The following is a 15917-nucleotide window of genomic DNA, read 5'->3' on the forward strand; positions in this document are numbered from 1 at the left end:
GACAGTAGAATTAGAGTAAGAGGGGCGAATGCTCCTCTTTTTTTATTATAAGGAGTGATTATATGTCAGAGGTACAGATAGACATTCAGCGGACTGGATTTCCAGTAAAAATCGGTGAGATTGAATTATGGTTCGATTCATCTTATGAAAATCTTGTAAATTTTTCTAAAGTAGCTGATAAAGCTCAAAAAGAAGCAGAGAAGAACATTGAAGAAATAAAAAATATAGACATACCTGATGATTATTTAGAAGCAGCTAAGGATTTGCCAGGTATGCATGAACAAGGTCTAAAAATCGTTGAATTCAAGAAAAAGCAGACTGCTATCGAGTATGATTTTATGTTCGGGAAGGGCACTTTTACAAAATTATACAAAAAGTATCCAGATTATGTTGCTTTGCAGAATGGACTTAAAGCACTACGTATAGCAATAATAGAAAAAATAGCGGAACAAGCAGAAGAACAAGATAAAGAAGACGATGCTGTAACAGAAGAATTTATAAGGAACAAAGCAAAACAAATAGCTAAAAAGAAGTAGGTGATTAAATGCGGTTAAACGACCCTCTAGTCACCTATTTTACGTATAAAGGCACTGAATACGAGTTAAACATGGCATTTGACAATATTTTAGATGTATTTGATCGCTTAGAAGATAAGGAGTTAACAAATCGAAGGAAAGCGAGAAGATGTTTGAAACTTTTGCTGCCGAACCAAGAAATACCCCAGTCAATAGATGAAATTGTAGAGCTGTGGAATTACATCTATGAAAATTTCATCTTATTCAAAGAAAAAGAACCTATTACCTATGACAGGAAAGGCAATCCAATGCCGGTTCCTAAAGACGAAGAAGACGACAAACGACATATTGATTTAGAACAAGACGCAGAGTACATATATGCGTCTTTTTTGCAGGCTTATAATATCAATCTTTATGAACAACAAGGGTCTATGCATTGGTATGAATTTAAAGCGTTATTGAACGGTTTGCCATCCAATACCATCATGCAGAGAATCATCCAAATTAGAGCATGGAAGCCGTCTAAACATGATACAGCAAAGCACAAGGAAGAAATGCGAGAACTCCAAAGAAAGCATGCAATACATGACATAGAAAGGGAGGAGGTGGAATAATTGGCAGACGGAAGTATAAAAATATCCATTGAAGTCGATGGGAAACAGGTTGATGTAGCAGCAAAGCAATTAGATAATCTGGAAGCATCCGGTAATAAATCAGGAAAAGGTATCAAGGCAGCCGAGGATAGTCTTGATAGTTTAAGCGATAAGAGTGCCAAGGCTGGTACTAGTGTAAAAGGGGCAGGAGACTCCATTGAAGGCCTTGGCGAGAGTGGTTCGAAGGCTGGACAAGGTTTAAAAGGCGCCGAGGGAGCTATTGACGGAGTGGCTGATAGTAGTGCTCAAGCGGCATCATCTGTTAAAGGCGCTGGTGATACCATCGAGGGGTTAGGCTCCAGCGGTGATAGCGCAAGCAAAGGACTACAAGGTGTTGACGGTGCTCTGGATGGTGTGGCTGATAGCAGCGCGCAGGCCAGTGATTCCGTTCGTAATGCATCCGATGCAATGGCTGATGTAGATGGAAAAACTAACCAAGCTTCCGGATCTATTATGTCGTTTGCGGCATCAATCGGATTGGTAGCAATCGCAGCAAAAGCATTTGATTTAATGACGGCTTCAGTTGACCAAGCTGTCGGCCGATTTGACACACTCAACGCCTTCCCTAAAGTCTTGCAGGCTCTTGGTGTATCTGCTGAGGACTCTGAGGCAGCGATGGCTAAATTATCCGACGGAATCGACGGATTACCTACCAAGCTAAATGACATTGCAGCTAATGCGCAACGCATGTATACATCCTTCGGAGATATGGACAAGGCGGCTGACTCGGCAATTGGATTAAATAATGCGTTGTTAGGGTCTGGTGCAAGTGCAGATCAAGCAAAACGAGGTACGGAGCAATATATCAAGGCATTGCAAAGAGGCAGCATTGATTTAAATACCTGGACCACCCTATCTGAGACAATGGATGTTGGATTAGTTAAAATCGCCGAAGGGTTTGGGTTTGCTGGTAAGACCGCAAAAGATGACCTGTATAAGGCCTTACAAGACGGAACCATAACCATGGATGAATTTAACGATAAACTTATCGAGGTGGGTACTGGTACCGGGATTATGGCTAAATTGGCCAAGGAAAACAGTTTAGGGGTGGCAACGTCTATTGGTAACTTACGAAATGCCATCGCTAATGGTGTTGCTAAAATGATTGAGGCGTTTAACAACCTTTCAAGAGCAGCAACTGGCAAGGAAATAGCTGAACACATCGATGGTTTAAAAGGAATTGTGAATACTGCCTTTAACGTGATGAAAACCGCAGTTGAAGCTTCAACACCAGTGTTTAAGTTTTTTGCAACAGTAGTGAAATCGGTTATAGATGTTGTAAAACCTTTCACTCCTGTTGTTATGGGGCTAGTGGCTGCATTTACTGCAATGATGGTTCTCAATAAAGTCATAGGCTTAATAAATGCATCGAATGCAACTCTTTCAGCTGCATTGTTGTCAACAAAAGCATTGACTCTAGCCACAAAAGGGCAAATGGCAGCAAAAATCGCAGATACGACAGCAACTAAAGCTAACACTGTTGCTCAAGCAGCTAACTTAGGTATGGTCAAAGTAAGCACCTTAGCAATCGGTCTTTTAACTGGAAAAATCAAATTATTACAAGCTGCAAAAATCGCTTGGGCTGCAATTACAAGAGGATTGAGTACAGTTATGACAGCTTTATCTGGCCCTGTTGGTATAGCGAGCCTTGCTATTGGTGGATTGGTTGCTGCCACAATTGGTATTGTCAAATGGTTCAAGAGTTCATCAGAAGAAAGCGAACGGTTAAAAGAAGAAGTAGAGCAGATGAAGAATGAGACTGATGAACTCACCCAATCTGTGGATAGTAATACCGCTGCATATAAAGATCAAGTTAGCGAAATTAGCGCCAATAAAGACGCTCAAAATGAGTTACTGCAAACAGTTACCGACTTATCCGAAAAAGAGAAAAAATCCGCAGAAGATAAACAAGAACTTAAGGCAGCTGTCGATCAATTAAACGGGTCTGTTGAAGGGCTAAACCTTATGTATAACGAAGAGGCCGACCGACTTAGTGAATCCTCTGATCAAATTAAAGCACGTATTGATTTAATGAGTGACCTAGAGTCAGGACAAGCAGCTCAAGAGCGGTATACAGAAATTTTACAAGATCAATCAAAAGTAGAAGAACAACTCAATGATGTATTGAAAAAGAAAGAAGAATTAATGATAGGCGGTAAATTCGCCACTGCTGAAGCTAAGATAGAATCGGAAAATTTAACTGAACAAGAAGAGCTGTTAAGAGCTAAGTTAGAAGAGTTGGGCGATGAAAAGCAAGATACGACAGAAAAAATGACTGCTGCACAAGATGCTGTTAAGAAAGCTGTAGAAGATGGTAACGCAGCAATGATTTTATCTTATGACGTTCTGTCAGAAGCTCAACAAGACGCTTTCGAAAGAATGAAAGACAAATACACGGATTTAAAAGATGCAGCAACTGACGCTTTCCAAAAGATTAACGACGAATCAGAAGTATCTGCAAGTGAAATGATCGAAAACCTTCAGCACAATCAAAAAATGGTTGAAAATTGGGGAGAGAATCATGGCAAACTGATGGAATATGCATCTAAAAATGGTCATGACGGATTCATGATGTGGCTAGACTCATTAGGCATTGACTCCGCAGCAGAACTCCAAACCGTTGCTAATATGAGTGAGGAACAGTTAGAAAAATTCGCTGGATTAATGGACGAAGGCGGAAATAAAGCAGCGACAGCGATGAAAGATAGTTTAGGTGAAGGTCTCGGAGAAGTTGGAGACATACTTGTCAGTATGGTTGAAGATGGGGCTTTGACAACCCAAGAAGCCATTGAAGCAGCCAATTTCTATGAGCTATTTGGGGTGTTACCGGAAGAAGCGAAAGCAGCTGTAGAAGATGGGACTCCGGAAGTTGAAACTGCTACAAGTAATATGGTTGATAAAGCGTGGACAGGTTTAAATATAGCTATGGGAAATTATGATTTCTCTGAAAAAGGCGAAGAAATCCCTATCGACATGAGAACTGGAATGGAATCAGGTTCGCCATATGTGGAGGCAGCATCACAAACTTTAGGGAGAGATGCTGTTGACCCGATGACTAATGAAATTGCGAATTCTGACATAGAAGGATCCGGTGACGAAATATCTGTGAGATTGTCCGGCAGCATTAACAATGGCAAAGAGTCAGTTGCATGGTCATCTGGTGAAATCGGTAAAACTCCTGGGAAAGAAATATCCAATGAAATTGATGCCACTCCTTTTGAAACTATTGGAGGAAGTGCACCAACAAGAACCGGAGAAGGAATAATTGCAAACAAAGGAATCGCAACTGCCGCAGCGAACGAGCTAACAGATGGTGTTAAATCAGAATTTGAAAGTGGATTCGAACCATCTATCTACGTCAACTATGGTAGCCGTACTGGTGATAATATAGGTGGCGGAATTGACAATAGCTCAGGTATCGCAACTGGAGCAGCAAAGAACTTAGCTGACAATGTGGACAGCGAAGTTGCCGGAGGAATGACTCAATCGAAATACGAAGGCTACGGAAACAACGTAGGAGTCGGACTCGGCAACGGAATACTAGCAATGTCCGATTTTGTAGCAAGGTCTGTAAGAAGCGTAACTTCTGATGCAACTGCAGCAGCAACTGGAGCACTCGGGATTCACAGTCCGTCACGGGTGTTTTTTGGCTATGGGCAATTCGTATCTCAAGGTCTTGGTAATGGTATCTCTGACGGGAAGTCTGGGGTAATTAACTCTATTTTAGCAATGACCTCATCAATGATTAGTAACACCCGGACAGGCATGAACGATATGCAAAACACTACTCAAACTGGTATTAGCGGCATGAATAGACGTATGGGAAGGCTATCAGTCATCGCAAACAGTAATATGCGAAATATGCAGGCTAAGCTATCATCTGGAGCTTCCCATAGTGTAGCCATTATGACTGGATTAGCGGTCAACATGATACGTCCATTCGGTAGTATTCAAGGCAGAATGGCATCAATCGGAAGCTTTGCTATGAGCGGTCTGAACGCTGGTCTTAATGGTGGAGCAGGAAGAGTAATGTCTACAGCTCGGAGTATTGCTACAAGAGTGGCAAGTACTATGCAAAGGGCGCTTAAAATACATTCACCATCACGAGTAATGGAGGATGATGTAGGGCGTTGGGTGCCAGCTGGTATCGCTGTTGGTATTGAGGATAATGCCAAATTAGTATACAGAGCGATGGATGATTTAGCAGCGGGTATGATTAAGCCTGTATCACCAGAGGTTGCTCTAGGCACGTCAGCAATGGCTTATAACGGGTCCGATTCGATATCTCAAGCAGTCAGAAATATTCGCATACCTGAAAATAAACCGGATGGTAGTGTAGCTGGCTTGTTAAGAGAAAGTAACGATATTCTAAGAAGTCTATTAAATAAGGATTCTAACACGTATTTAGACTCAGAAAAAATCACTCAAGCAGTCAATGAAAATAATGCGATTTTAGCGTCACTTAGCAAGTTTTAAGGAGGGGATGAAATTGACTATAATCCAGCGCCATAATGGTGAAACAATAGATTTAGACAACGCAGGAATAAGGACAAGGGATTTTATCATTTCAGCCCCTAATTATATTAATCAATTCGGAGAAATAGAAGGTGGATTAGGGGTAGTAGATTACGGCACTTCAATCGGTCCAAGAGATATAAATGTTTATTTTCGAGCTACATCTGTAGATATACCAGACTTCTCATTATTGAGAGATGAGATATTTCATATCTTTCGGGCAGAGAAGTCTTTTTATTTGATCGAACATAGAGAGCCGGGTAAACGATGGCTGGTTAAGGTGCAGGATACGTATAGTATTCCTCAACGCAATGTATTTGGTAATTTCGAAATTAGATTCATTGGATTAAAAGGAGTAGCCGAATCCATCGGTACAACTCAAGACATTCATCGTGATGGAATAGATGCATATAAAGAATTATGGGGATTCGGAATGGGACTTGAAGCAGTAGATGAATCGCTTATCTACACTCATAAAGCTGTTACAGGAAAAACTTTTCGAATTTTTAATGCTGGCAATGTGCCAATTAATCCGTTTGAACAAGATTTAAAAATTACGATTTCGGATGTTGTTGGAAGTTCTGAAATGTTCCAAATTACAAACCACACAAATGGAAGTAGATCAAGGGTCGAAGTGCCTTTATCATCCAACGACGTTGTTGTGTATGACGGAGCAAACGTAACGAGAAATGATACTGTTTTTTTAAGAGATACCAGAAGAGATTTTATCGAGTTAAACCCTGGTTGGAACGTCTTTCAGATTTATTATTGCGATAGCGCAACAATAGATTTTGATTTCCCATTCTATTATAAGTGAGGTGATAATATGCCAAGACAAGATATAAATCCCCAATGGACTAGAAAAACAAGAAACGATATAAATCATAATTTTACTGAATTGTATGGCGAGGTTGATAATTTTATTGAAATCATTACAGATGAAGTTGTTGGCAATATAATTAATAGCGCTAAAATACTCTGGGAATCACCTGTAGAGACTTATGCCGACTTACCGTTAAATGAACAAGAAGGAGTCGCAAGAATGGTCAGAGACACCGGAAAAGTGTATAGATTTAATGGTGTTGGTTGGGTAGAGATACAAGAAATAGACCCAACAGCAATAAACGAAGTGGATAGCCGTTTAAGCAAACGAATTAAAGACACTTTTTACTACAGTGAAATAAAAGTAAACTCCTTATACGATGAAATTTCTCATACAAAGTATTTACTTACTGCTGTTCCTCATGCAGATGCAAGTGGGAATGTTATCAAAATCCAAAAAGGATTTGCGAATGATTATTTTGATAATGGGACAGAAATCCCTAGAGAATTCGCAAGTCGGCATGGCGCTAGTCTAGTTACTAATGCAAGTATTTTCACAAGCAGCAAACTTGCAGGGATCCATATAAAGGAAGGAGTGATTTTACAAAGTACTCCGTATAGCACTAATTGGACACTCGGGTTTACTGAAGATAATGAAATGAAAATGTATCCTCCAGATGTTTCTGCAGAAGATATTTTAAACGATGGAGTAATAAACGCATGGACGGCCTTCTTTCCAATGATAACGGATGGCGAACCGGTAGGCGATGAAGTTTGGGGAGTAATTGGAAACCCTAAAATACCTAATCCAAGGCAAGTAATTGCACAAATGCCAAACAAAGATTTATTGTTTTTAACGTGTGAAGGAAGGATAAATACTTCAATCGGGATGACTTATGAAGACTGCATCCGTATTTTAAGCAACCTTGGTGTACAAAATGCATATTGTTTAGATGGAGGGGGAAGTGCTCAAACCATCCATAATAATATATTATTAGGCAACCTAATAGATGATGGCTTAACTAAGGAACGCCCTGTGTATGATTTTATCTATTTTAAAAAGCCAATTGATAAAGCTAATGAAGTAAGCAATAAAGATTTAGGCGACATATCAGCAATTGTAAAAAAATTAGATAACCATTTTATTAATAAGTACAGTGGTGATACTTTCGAGGGTAGAATGTCATTTAATGATTTTATGTATTTAGCTAAAGATAAAGCAATATACGGGAGAACAGATGGTGGAGATGTGGAACGTCTGCTGGGTTGGGTTAACGATAGGTTGTATTTTGGTAATTCCAGGACTCCTTTATCGTTTCAGACAGACAGGGTTATTACGGCTGTAGTAAATGGTCAATCTCATTATGTTGGAGTTGTGCCTAATAATCCTGAATGGATAGATGTCACTACATGGCTGAACGGATGGCAATCACGTGAGGATAGAAAAGTATCATATATAAAAGTGCAAGACAAAGTTACTATCCGAGGGTGGGCGGTAGCAGGAACAAACGCAGGGACCGGAACGAGTAATCCTATGTTTCAACTTCCGGCTGGTTATAGGCCTACTCAGCAATTAGGGTTTTCAACGCCAGTTATATCTGGAAGCAGAGAAGCACAAAATGTCTTTATTTATCCCAACGGTAACGTCGCAGTTCAATACGCTTTTACAAATCCTGGAGTCAACACAGGTGTCGAAATTGACATAACTTTTACAACACTCTAAAAAGAATATATTATTGCATTTTTGTTGCATTTGTATTACTATATAATTAGCAAATATTACTAAGGATGGGGATTGTTTGTTGGAATGGTTAAAAAGATTGTTTGGCAAGAAACCCAGTGAAAAACATCCTAAGATTAAAGAAATTGAACTAAAATACAACGAAGACGATATGTGGGAATTATAAGGACGTTTTTTTAACGTTCTTTTTTTTATGCTCTTTTTAGGAAGGGGGGTGCTTCACCGGATGTATGTTGTAGATTTATCTAATAATGAATACATGATACAAGCAACTCATACAATCACAGGTGAGCTAAACGCAAATCAGTCCATATCAATGAAAATATTGCCAACAAAAACAAATCGGTTGTTTATAGATGATATCAGCGAAATGTGGTCGGTCGTGGATAACAACGATATTGAATATAAAATAGTATATTGCAAGAAAAAAGGTGAAGGTAATCAAATGACAGTGGATATCAAAGGGATTCCACTGTTTTTTGATGTTTTTGACAACGATCGAATCTACGAACGCTACGATGAGCATATGACTGCGAATGTAGCATTTACCCACATTTTCAAAGATACCGAGTTTACATTTGTGCTTGTTGACTCATTTCCAGCTGTTGAATGGGAAGGTTTTGGTGAAGGAGAGTCAAAACTTGAAACCTTTAAACGGGCATTAGATCGATATGGTGCAGAATTTCGCATATCTGGAAGCACTGTATTTTTAGAAAAACAAACCGGAAGAGATTTATCTGTTATGTATCGTCATCGCTTTAATGCATCCAATATTGTGCAGGAAAATGATGCCGAGGAAAATTGGACTTATATTCGTGGATATGGCGACTATGAAGATGGAGAAGATGCAGGGTGGGAAACCGCTAAACTAAAAGGTGAATATAAATCTCCTTTAGCAAAAATAATAGGAAAACGCCATGCGCCACCCCTTAAGGATGGTCGGCTGAAAATAGCCGCAGAAATGGATAGGAAACTGCGAGATATTGTAAACAACTCGCTTAAAATAACTATAACAGCGGATATACACGACTTGAGAAACCAAGGATATCCTATAGCCCAAACACAATTGGGAGATAGGGTATTTATAATTGATGAACGAATTGGATTAAATGATGAAGTGAGGATTGTGGAACAATCTGTTACGAAAAATTGGAAAGGTGAGGTTGTTGATATCTCACTTACCTTTGGTACGGAATCTTTGACTAAACGTTATCAATCAAATATGAGAACTGCCACAAAAAACATAAATGATATTCTATCTGGGAGAAAACAAATTCCTTTGTCTTCTCTCGATAGACGTGTGCAAGACATCTCAGCCATCATAAACGGCAATAACGATAGTGTGTTTAAGTACATGCCTAATGGAGTTATCGGATGGAATGGCGACGATCCAAACTACATGACACGTTATGTCGGTGATGCGATCGGTTTTAGCATTGATGGTGGCAAAACTTACGGTACTGCAATGTCGGCCAAGTTAGGTATTGTAGCTGATTATATAACAACAGGAACTTTGAGAAGTATCATTATTGAAGCTGTAGAGATATACGGAAGCAAATTCTATTCAGAAAATGCTAATAGTTGGCTGGAAATTGTAGGTGGCAATGTACATTTAGAACTTTCCACTGGAAGTTATGTTAATTTAAGCCCGACTGGAATATATGCATACAACACAAGTGGAGATTTAAGGTTTCAAGCTGACCTATCTTTTGTATCTTCTGCAGCATTTGGTACTGTCAATACTAACGTATATTTAGGTAGTTATACCGAAACAAGAAGTGTGACCTACGATTCCTTGGGTGGAGACGGTGCCATTGACAGCTACGATTATACAGATGTTAGAGCGAAACATTTTTATGGAAATAAACTCGAAGTTAATTGGGGAGTTGGAAACGTTGATCATCTGTACTTAAGCCCGAGAGCTGCCGGAGAAGTAAGGATAACTGCTGGTCAGACAACTGACACATGGTTAGATTTGAGGAGCAGAGGATTATATGCCACTTATTTAGATAAAAATACTAACCACGGTACCGGAAGCGATATTTATGTTAGGCCAACAAGCAGTGGAGAATTAAAAATAACAGCGTTGAATACAACCACTACTTATAGACCGATACGAGCGCAAAGGTATTTATTACCTGATGGGAGTAGTGTATTTTCAGCTGGAGCCTTATCTCTTTTGTCATTACATCCCTCGGATAATGAAGGTATTGACTTAATAAAAGGTATCGATCTTTTAAGATACACTAATAATGGGAGACCATTATATAAAATTAACGGCAATAATATTGCTATAGACGATGTCGTGTCAATTTTAGTTAAATCCGTTCAGGAATTGGACACAAAATTAAATCAAAAAGGAGCATGATATTATGGATCAACCTAATAAAGATTACATTATACAATCTTTGGTAAATCAAATTGCAGAATCAACGATGAAAATAGCCGATAGGGATGCAGTAATAAATGAGTTGCATCAAGAACTCGAAGAAACCAAGAGACAACAAATTGAAGAAATGGATAAAGAACATGTGGCCAATAAAAAATGATTGATGATCTCATAAACCTCACGCAGATGCAGTTTTTCATTAAATATTGGTGGATATATGCAGTTATTATAACAGTACTTGCTATTTTAATCATTGTAGATAAAGGAGCGAGTGAAATGTTCATTTCTAAGAAAAAGTTAAATCAATTGTTAAGCAACGCTAAAAACGAAGGATATGAATCTGGTTATAAAGACGGTTACTCTAAAGGAAATAAAAAAGGATATTCAAAAGGATTGCATGAGGGGCTGACAAGAGATAAAAAAGGTGTCTTATATACCCATAACGGGTTATACGCATTTGAAGATGAAGAAAAATATAAAGAAATGAACAAACAAAACATTACTCTTTTAAAAAAAATAAAATATGAAGGGTAATTACACTAAAATCAAGCGCTGAATAAGCGTTATTTTTTATGCAGGATTTTCCTTCTTTTTGTCGAAACTTAGTAGATGAAGGGAGGGGAAATTATGAAAAACAAATTTAAACTCGATGGAGTAGTTAAAATTATTTATTTTAGCAATGAGGAAGTAGATCATCATGAAACCATCTTTGATGGTGATGTTGTTGGATGGAGAAATGAGGTTGGTACCGACTGGAATGGTTTCGGTATTGGTGACAGATTTTTCTTAAATGATGATAAAGTGAGAGTTTTCAAACAAGACATTACCACGAGCGAAGATGGACTTATATCAAAAGCAATCTATTGTATTGGTCCAGAAAATTTAAATCCAAACAATATAGCATTTAAAAAGCTATCTTATTAAAGCATCCTAACGGGTGCTTTTCTATTACAGAGGAGGAATAATTATGATTGTACACTCTAGTTACACCCCGGAGACGAAGGAAACGACAGTTGTTCAAATTCTAACTAAAGAAGATGAACCATGCGGAGTAAAGACTGATTATAAATATGATTACAAACCACAAGCCGAGTAAGGCTTATTTTTTATGTCTAAAAGCAATAGGGGGTCGAGTATGACAAAACAAGAGGAGATGGGAGATATGGATGCTTGGAAAGAGAGAATGCAGCAAGATGTCAGCGAACTAAAAAGCAACTACCATCTGATGCGAAAAGATGTTGAGGAGCTGCAGCGAAATGATATACGTCAAGATGGACAGATAGAAACGATGCAGCAGACGTTGAGCGCTATCCAAGATGATACGAACTGGATACGTCGTAAGATAACTGGCGCATTTATCACAGCTTTAGTGACAGCTATTGTTGCAGGTGTTGTTGGTGTGGCAGTAGCTAATATTTTTTAAGGAGGATGATTTATATGCAACAAGCAATTACAAGATTAGCAGTATTGGCAGTTTTATTATTAAATCAGGTGCTGGTGACATTCGGATGGAATCCACTACCATTTAGTGAGGAACAGATTTATGAGGGTGTATCTGCTGTTATTTTGGCTGTTGTAGCAATTTGGACATGGTGGAAAAACAATTCTGTCACCAAAGAAGCACAGGAAGCCGATCGTATTTTAAAAGCATCTAAAGATGATAAAGCAAGATGGAAATAAGAGTAGCTGCGGCTGCTCTTTTTAATTTATAAGGAGGTTTTATATATGGCGAAGGTAGCTATGTGTGCGGGACATGGAGGCAGTGGTTCAACACCAGGTAAACGTTCTCCAGCCGGGGAATATGAATGGAATTTCAATGATGCGGTAGTAAGAGCTGCAATTGCAAAATTAAAAGCTAATGGCGTAGAGGTTTTACGTACAGATGATGCATCTGGTAAAACTGACGTTGGGTTAACTGCCCGCACAAACAAAGCAAACGCATGGGGCGCAGATGTGTATGTATCATGCCATCACAACGCACTTGGAACAAATTGGCTCAATTACGAAATAGGCATCGAAACATTTACTCAAAACGGATCGCAACCACAGTCTGAAATATTAGCGAGATGCATTCATCCGAAATATGTTAAAGCAATGGGTTTGAAGGATAGAGGTATGAAAAAATCTAATCTTGCTATCACTCGTCAAACTAAAATGCCTGCTGTTCTTACCGAAGGCGGATTTATGGATTCAAGGATTGATATTAAATCAATGCGTGATAACGCCAAGCTTAAAGCTCAGGGTGAGGCCATTGCTGATGGAATTATGGAATTTCTTAACGTAAAGAATACTAATAGTGCTCCAAAGGTGTCTAAGCCCTCACCTGGTAAAACAGGTTCCAAACAGATTACAAAACCGTCTAGCCCTACTAAAACTAAATGGAAAAAGCTAACCGGAAACTGGACTGGCCAAACACTTGGCAATGGTGAGTACGGAAACCCTGTTAATCAGTTGCAAACAAAACTTGCTAATAATAACCCGCCATTTTATCCAAATAAAGGCGCTAAAAATAATGGAATCGATAGTTACTATGGGGATGATACAGAGGATGCTGTACGGCGATTTCAGTCTTACTATGGTTTGGATGTAGATGGTCTTGCTGGCAAGCAGGTTTATAACAAGCTGTCCGGCACATCCACTAAATCGAATCCTAAAAAATCTATCAGCCAAATGGCTACAGAAGTAATTGCAGGTAAGCATGGTTCAGGCCATGAAAACCGCAGAAATTCACTTGGAATCAGCAAGTCAGAGTATGAAAAAGTTAGAAAAGAAGTCAACAAAAGGTTATAAAAATAAGCCCTTCACTCTTGTGAAGGGCTATACATATTATTTAAAAATCTTCCTTATCGTTTTTCCTGCGGCACGACCTGTTATTCTTCTTCCAATTCGCTTTCCAACTTTTCCTTTTCTAACTGCATCCACATCATTCCAGATGCGAAGAAATTTATATATACTTGATTTTAGGCTCATTGTTTTCACCTCTATTGTATATTTAACGTTCATTATGGTATAATCAAAGTGTATTTCGCTCCCGGTGAGGGGAGCGTGGATTTAAATATTTTTGTGAAAAGGCACTCAATAATGGGTGTCTTTTTTTATATACTAATTGTGTTCCCCATTCCATCTTCCCAGCCATTTACGTCGTCTCCGTTGTCTAAATCTTTGATGATTAACTCCATGTCCTCCAGTGTTTCCGGTGTGATTGTTGCTACGACTTCATCACCTTGGACTACTTCAAAATCGTGTAAGTCTCCGTTAAGTTCAACCTCTACCACTTTGTAACCTTCTCTTTGCCATTCTCTCATTTGTAACATCTCCTTTTAGTTTTTTTGAGGATGTATCTTAACCTCTTAATTATATTATAACCGTTATCGGTTATTCAGTCAACCACCTTTTTTTATTTTTTTAGGATTTTCTTGATTTTTATCTAAAATCCACGTCTTGCCAATCTTTACAGCTTTAACTTTACCGTCCCGACAAAGTTTTTTAACGTGATCGGGAGAAAATCCCCACAATTCACCTGCTGTTTCTACGCCCATTATTTGTTCTAATACATTTTGATTTTTCATGTTGCTACTCCTTCCGTATCGTTATAGATAAATGGTAACCGATAACGGTCTAGTAGTCAACGATAAATAAGTTAACTAATGAATATCATTTCCTCTTATCATACCAATCCAACGGATCCATCATTTCCACATTTCTAATTTCCTCTATGCTACAGCTGGTTGTCCTCTCATCTTTTAAATGCAGATGTATTTTATTGCCACCATACCCAGCTACTTTGCATATCACATCTCTGTAAAAGCTGCCGTTACGAATTATATTAGCTTGTATGGATACAGGTGAGTTTGTTACATATGCTCTATGCAACACTTGAGATATTTCTACCTCAGACATTTCTTCCTTTCCTTCAATCACAGAGATTTCATTATCGATCTTTTTCAGCGCATCCTTCTGGTCAGCTAATATCATTCCTTGCCACTTTAAAATACCTCTGTCTGTATATCCAAACATTTCAGGTGTAAATCGAGTGATAGCGAATTCATCCATTTTAATCATCCTCTCAAATAAGAATATACGTTCGTAATTATTGTATGTATTTTATTATAGGAATATATGTTCGTAAGGTCAAATAATTTGTGATGTAATAAATGGAAGAAGAAGTGTATACAATAGAAGAAAAAGTGCAGAAAAAATTATTTCGAAACACGAAGGTTTGCAATTCGTTTGCAAATGGAATTTTTACAATAAAAAAGACAAGGGGAGAAAACGACTCTATCCCTTGTCATTATTGAAGTTATCTAGCGCGCCCAGAGGGATTCGAACCCCCGGCAAACCTGGTACCGGAAACCAGTGCTCTATCCAGCTGAGCTATGGGCGCGTATTGTTTTATTAAAAACACAACCTTAATTATACATACGAATTCCTTCTGAGACAAGTCCTTTTTCTTTATTTGATAAAATTTCTTAGGTTTAACAAACATAAAATCGGGAAAACTGGTTAAAGTAGAAATTTGGAGAATCTTTTTGTTTGACCTTTATTGACCAATGAGCTATCATATTAACTATAGTAATTAAATCATCAGCCATGTTAACTGGCTATTCAAGGAGGATTTATAATGAATTTAGTACCTACAGTTATTGAACAAACAAACCGTGGTGAACGCGCATACGATATTTATTCCCGTTTATTGAAAGACCGGATTATTTTACTTGGCAGCGGTATTGATGACAATGTCGCCAACTCTATTGTAGCACAGCTATTATTCTTAGAAGCAGAAGATCCAGGAAAAGATATCTCTTTATACATTAATTCTCCTGGCGGATCTATTACAGCCGGAATGGCAATTTTTGATACAATGAATTTTATTAAATCAGATGTATCTACAATCTGCATTGGTATGGCAGCTTCTATGGGAGCATTCCTGCTTAACGCTGGTGAAAAGGGTAAACGTTTTGCTTTGCCGAACAGTGAGATCATGATTCACCAGCCATTAGGTGGTACGCAAGGTCAGGCAACAGATATTGAGATTCATGCAAGAAGAATTATTGAAATTAAAAAACGCATGAACCGTATCATGTCTGAAAACACCGGACAGCCATTAGAAGTTATTGAACATGATACAGAGCGTGATAACTTTATGACTGCAGAACAGTCCAAAGAATACGGCTTAATTGATGATATCTTTGAACGCAAACAATAATCGAAGTGTAAAAAGTAAAAAAAGACCGGAGTTTTACACCGGTCTTTTTTTTTTTGCTATTTTCTATTTCTATGTG

At 38.4% G+C, this 15917-nt stretch carries 17 protein-coding genes and 1 tRNA gene; 14 read left to right on the top strand and 4 right to left on the bottom strand.

Features of this window, described 5'->3' with window-relative positions; all coding sequences use genetic code 11:
- Positions 1-62: 62 nt before the first annotated feature.
- The 13 genes from OSO01_RS09715 to OSO01_RS23925 all read left to right on the top strand — a co-directional run bounded on the left by OSO01_RS09715 (position 63) and on the right by OSO01_RS23925 (position 13425).
- Complete coding sequence (locus OSO01_RS09715) at positions 63-536, top strand: hypothetical protein (RefSeq protein ID WP_147210243.1); 474 nt, start codon at positions 63-65, stop codon at positions 534-536.
- 8 nt (positions 537-544) lie between these two features.
- Positions 545-1129 carry a Gp15 family bacteriophage protein gene (locus tag OSO01_RS09720; RefSeq protein ID WP_147210244.1) on the top strand — a complete coding sequence of 195 codons (585 nt, stop codon included), beginning with the start codon at positions 545-547 and terminating at the stop codon, positions 1127-1129.
- The gene (locus OSO01_RS09725) at positions 1130-5644 is read left to right on the top strand and encodes a tape measure protein (RefSeq protein ID WP_147210245.1); all 4515 of its coding nucleotides are present in this window, start codon (positions 1130-1132) and stop codon (positions 5642-5644) included.
- Positions 5645-5657: 13 nt separating this feature from the next.
- Positions 5658-6500 (top strand): phage tail domain-containing protein, encoded by an 843-nt coding sequence (locus tag OSO01_RS09730; RefSeq protein WP_186813618.1) that lies wholly within the window; start codon positions 5658-5660, stop codon positions 6498-6500.
- Positions 6501-6509: 9 nt separating this feature from the next.
- The gene (locus tag OSO01_RS09735; protein ID WP_147210247.1) at positions 6510-8228 is read left to right on the top strand and encodes a phosphodiester glycosidase family protein; all 1719 of its coding nucleotides are present in this window, start codon (positions 6510-6512) and stop codon (positions 8226-8228) included.
- Between the two features lie 244 nt (positions 8229-8472).
- A complete protein-coding gene (locus OSO01_RS09740) occupies positions 8473-10614 on the top strand; it encodes a phage tail protein (protein ID WP_186813619.1) in 2142 nt (713 codons plus the stop codon).
- Positions 10615-10618: 4 nt separating this feature from the next.
- On the top strand, positions 10619-10795 hold the full coding sequence (locus OSO01_RS23345) for a hypothetical protein (RefSeq protein WP_186813620.1): 177 nt from the start codon (positions 10619-10621) through the stop codon (positions 10793-10795).
- Positions 10796-10911: 116 nt separating this feature from the next.
- A complete protein-coding gene (locus OSO01_RS09745; protein ID WP_147210249.1) occupies positions 10912-11169 on the top strand; it encodes a hypothetical protein in 258 nt (85 codons plus the stop codon).
- A 93-nt stretch (positions 11170-11262) separates the two neighbouring features.
- Positions 11263-11559, top strand: a complete 297-nt coding sequence (locus tag OSO01_RS09750; RefSeq protein WP_147210250.1) for a hypothetical protein — start codon at positions 11263-11265, stop codon at positions 11557-11559.
- Between the two features lie 43 nt (positions 11560-11602).
- Positions 11603-11731, top strand: a complete 129-nt coding sequence (locus OSO01_RS23920) for a hypothetical protein (protein WP_281289839.1) — start codon at positions 11603-11605, stop codon at positions 11729-11731.
- 39 nt (positions 11732-11770) lie between these two features.
- Positions 11771-12058: a hemolysin XhlA family protein gene (locus OSO01_RS09755; RefSeq protein ID WP_186813621.1), complete on the top strand. Its 288-nt coding sequence runs from the start codon at positions 11771-11773 to the stop codon at positions 12056-12058.
- A gap of 14 nt (positions 12059-12072) precedes the next feature.
- Positions 12073-12315, top strand: a complete 243-nt coding sequence (locus tag OSO01_RS09760) for a phage holin (protein WP_186813622.1) — start codon at positions 12073-12075, stop codon at positions 12313-12315.
- A gap of 45 nt (positions 12316-12360) precedes the next feature.
- Entirely contained in the window at positions 12361-13425 is a 1065-nt protein-coding gene (locus tag OSO01_RS23925) for an N-acetylmuramoyl-L-alanine amidase (RefSeq protein ID WP_147210253.1), read from the top strand.
- A gap of 305 nt (positions 13426-13730) precedes the next feature.
- On the opposite strand, the gene OSO01_RS09770 is transcribed toward OSO01_RS23925, so the two are convergent.
- The 4 genes from OSO01_RS09770 to OSO01_RS09785 all read right to left on the bottom strand — a co-directional run bounded on the left by OSO01_RS09770 (position 13731) and on the right by OSO01_RS09785 (position 15019).
- On the bottom strand, positions 13731-13940 hold the full coding sequence (locus OSO01_RS09770; protein ID WP_147210254.1) for a hypothetical protein: 210 nt from the start codon (positions 13938-13940) through the stop codon (positions 13731-13733).
- A 78-nt stretch (positions 13941-14018) separates the two neighbouring features.
- The gene (locus OSO01_RS09775) at positions 14019-14204 is read right to left on the bottom strand and encodes a helix-turn-helix domain-containing protein (RefSeq protein WP_147210255.1); all 186 of its coding nucleotides are present in this window, start codon (positions 14202-14204) and stop codon (positions 14019-14021) included.
- Between the two features lie 85 nt (positions 14205-14289).
- The gene (locus OSO01_RS09780) at positions 14290-14688 is read right to left on the bottom strand and encodes a hypothetical protein (RefSeq protein ID WP_147210256.1); all 399 of its coding nucleotides are present in this window, start codon (positions 14686-14688) and stop codon (positions 14290-14292) included.
- A 255-nt stretch (positions 14689-14943) separates the two neighbouring features.
- Positions 14944-15019 (bottom strand) — tRNA-Arg (locus OSO01_RS09785).
- A gap of 237 nt (positions 15020-15256) precedes the next feature.
- On the opposite strand from OSO01_RS09785, the gene clpP reads away from it, so the two are divergent.
- The gene (gene clpP, locus OSO01_RS09790; protein ID WP_077601969.1) at positions 15257-15841 is read left to right on the top strand and encodes an ATP-dependent Clp endopeptidase proteolytic subunit ClpP; all 585 of its coding nucleotides are present in this window, start codon (positions 15257-15259) and stop codon (positions 15839-15841) included.
- The last annotated feature ends 76 nt before the right edge of the window (positions 15842-15917 follow it).

The organism is Oceanobacillus sojae, from assembly GCF_007991515.1.
In the GTDB taxonomy this organism is placed as follows: domain Bacteria; phylum Bacillota; class Bacilli; order Bacillales; family Amphibacillaceae; genus Oceanobacillus; species Oceanobacillus sojae.

What these genes read in the sequence shown, in the direction of transcription:
- OSO01_RS09715 (WP_147210243.1), top strand. Translation starts at nt 63, where the DNA reads ATGTCAGAGGTACAGATAGACATTCAGCGGACTGGATTTCCAGTAAAA.
- OSO01_RS09720 (WP_147210244.1), top strand. Translation starts at nt 545, where the DNA reads ATGCGGTTAAACGACCCTCTAGTCACCTATTTTACGTATAAAGGCACT.
- OSO01_RS09735 (WP_147210247.1), top strand. Translation starts at nt 6,510, where the DNA reads ATGCCAAGACAAGATATAAATCCCCAATGGACTAGAAAAACAAGAAAC.
- OSO01_RS09740 (WP_186813619.1), top strand. Translation starts at nt 8,473, where the DNA reads ATGTATGTTGTAGATTTATCTAATAATGAATACATGATACAAGCAACT.
- OSO01_RS23345 (WP_186813620.1), top strand. Translation starts at nt 10,619, where the DNA reads ATGGATCAACCTAATAAAGATTACATTATACAATCTTTGGTAAATCAA.
- OSO01_RS09745 (WP_147210249.1), top strand. Translation starts at nt 10,912, where the DNA reads ATGTTCATTTCTAAGAAAAAGTTAAATCAATTGTTAAGCAACGCTAAA.
- OSO01_RS09750 (WP_147210250.1), top strand. Translation starts at nt 11,263, where the DNA reads ATGAAAAACAAATTTAAACTCGATGGAGTAGTTAAAATTATTTATTTT.
- OSO01_RS23920 (WP_281289839.1), top strand. Translation starts at nt 11,603, where the DNA reads ATGATTGTACACTCTAGTTACACCCCGGAGACGAAGGAAACGACAGTT.
- OSO01_RS09755 (WP_186813621.1), top strand. Translation starts at nt 11,771, where the DNA reads ATGACAAAACAAGAGGAGATGGGAGATATGGATGCTTGGAAAGAGAGA.
- OSO01_RS09760 (WP_186813622.1), top strand. Translation starts at nt 12,073, where the DNA reads ATGCAACAAGCAATTACAAGATTAGCAGTATTGGCAGTTTTATTATTA.
- OSO01_RS23925 (WP_147210253.1), top strand. Translation starts at nt 12,361, where the DNA reads ATGGCGAAGGTAGCTATGTGTGCGGGACATGGAGGCAGTGGTTCAACA.
- OSO01_RS09770 (WP_147210254.1), bottom strand. Translation starts at nt 13,940, where the DNA reads ATGAGAGAATGGCAAAGAGAAGGTTACAAAGTGGTAGAGGTTGAACTT.
- OSO01_RS09775 (WP_147210255.1), bottom strand. Translation starts at nt 14,204, where the DNA reads ATGAAAAATCAAAATGTATTAGAACAAATAATGGGCGTAGAAACAGCA.
- OSO01_RS09780 (WP_147210256.1), bottom strand. Translation starts at nt 14,688, where the DNA reads ATGGATGAATTCGCTATCACTCGATTTACACCTGAAATGTTTGGATAT.
- clpP (WP_077601969.1), top strand. Translation starts at nt 15,257, where the DNA reads ATGAATTTAGTACCTACAGTTATTGAACAAACAAACCGTGGTGAACGC.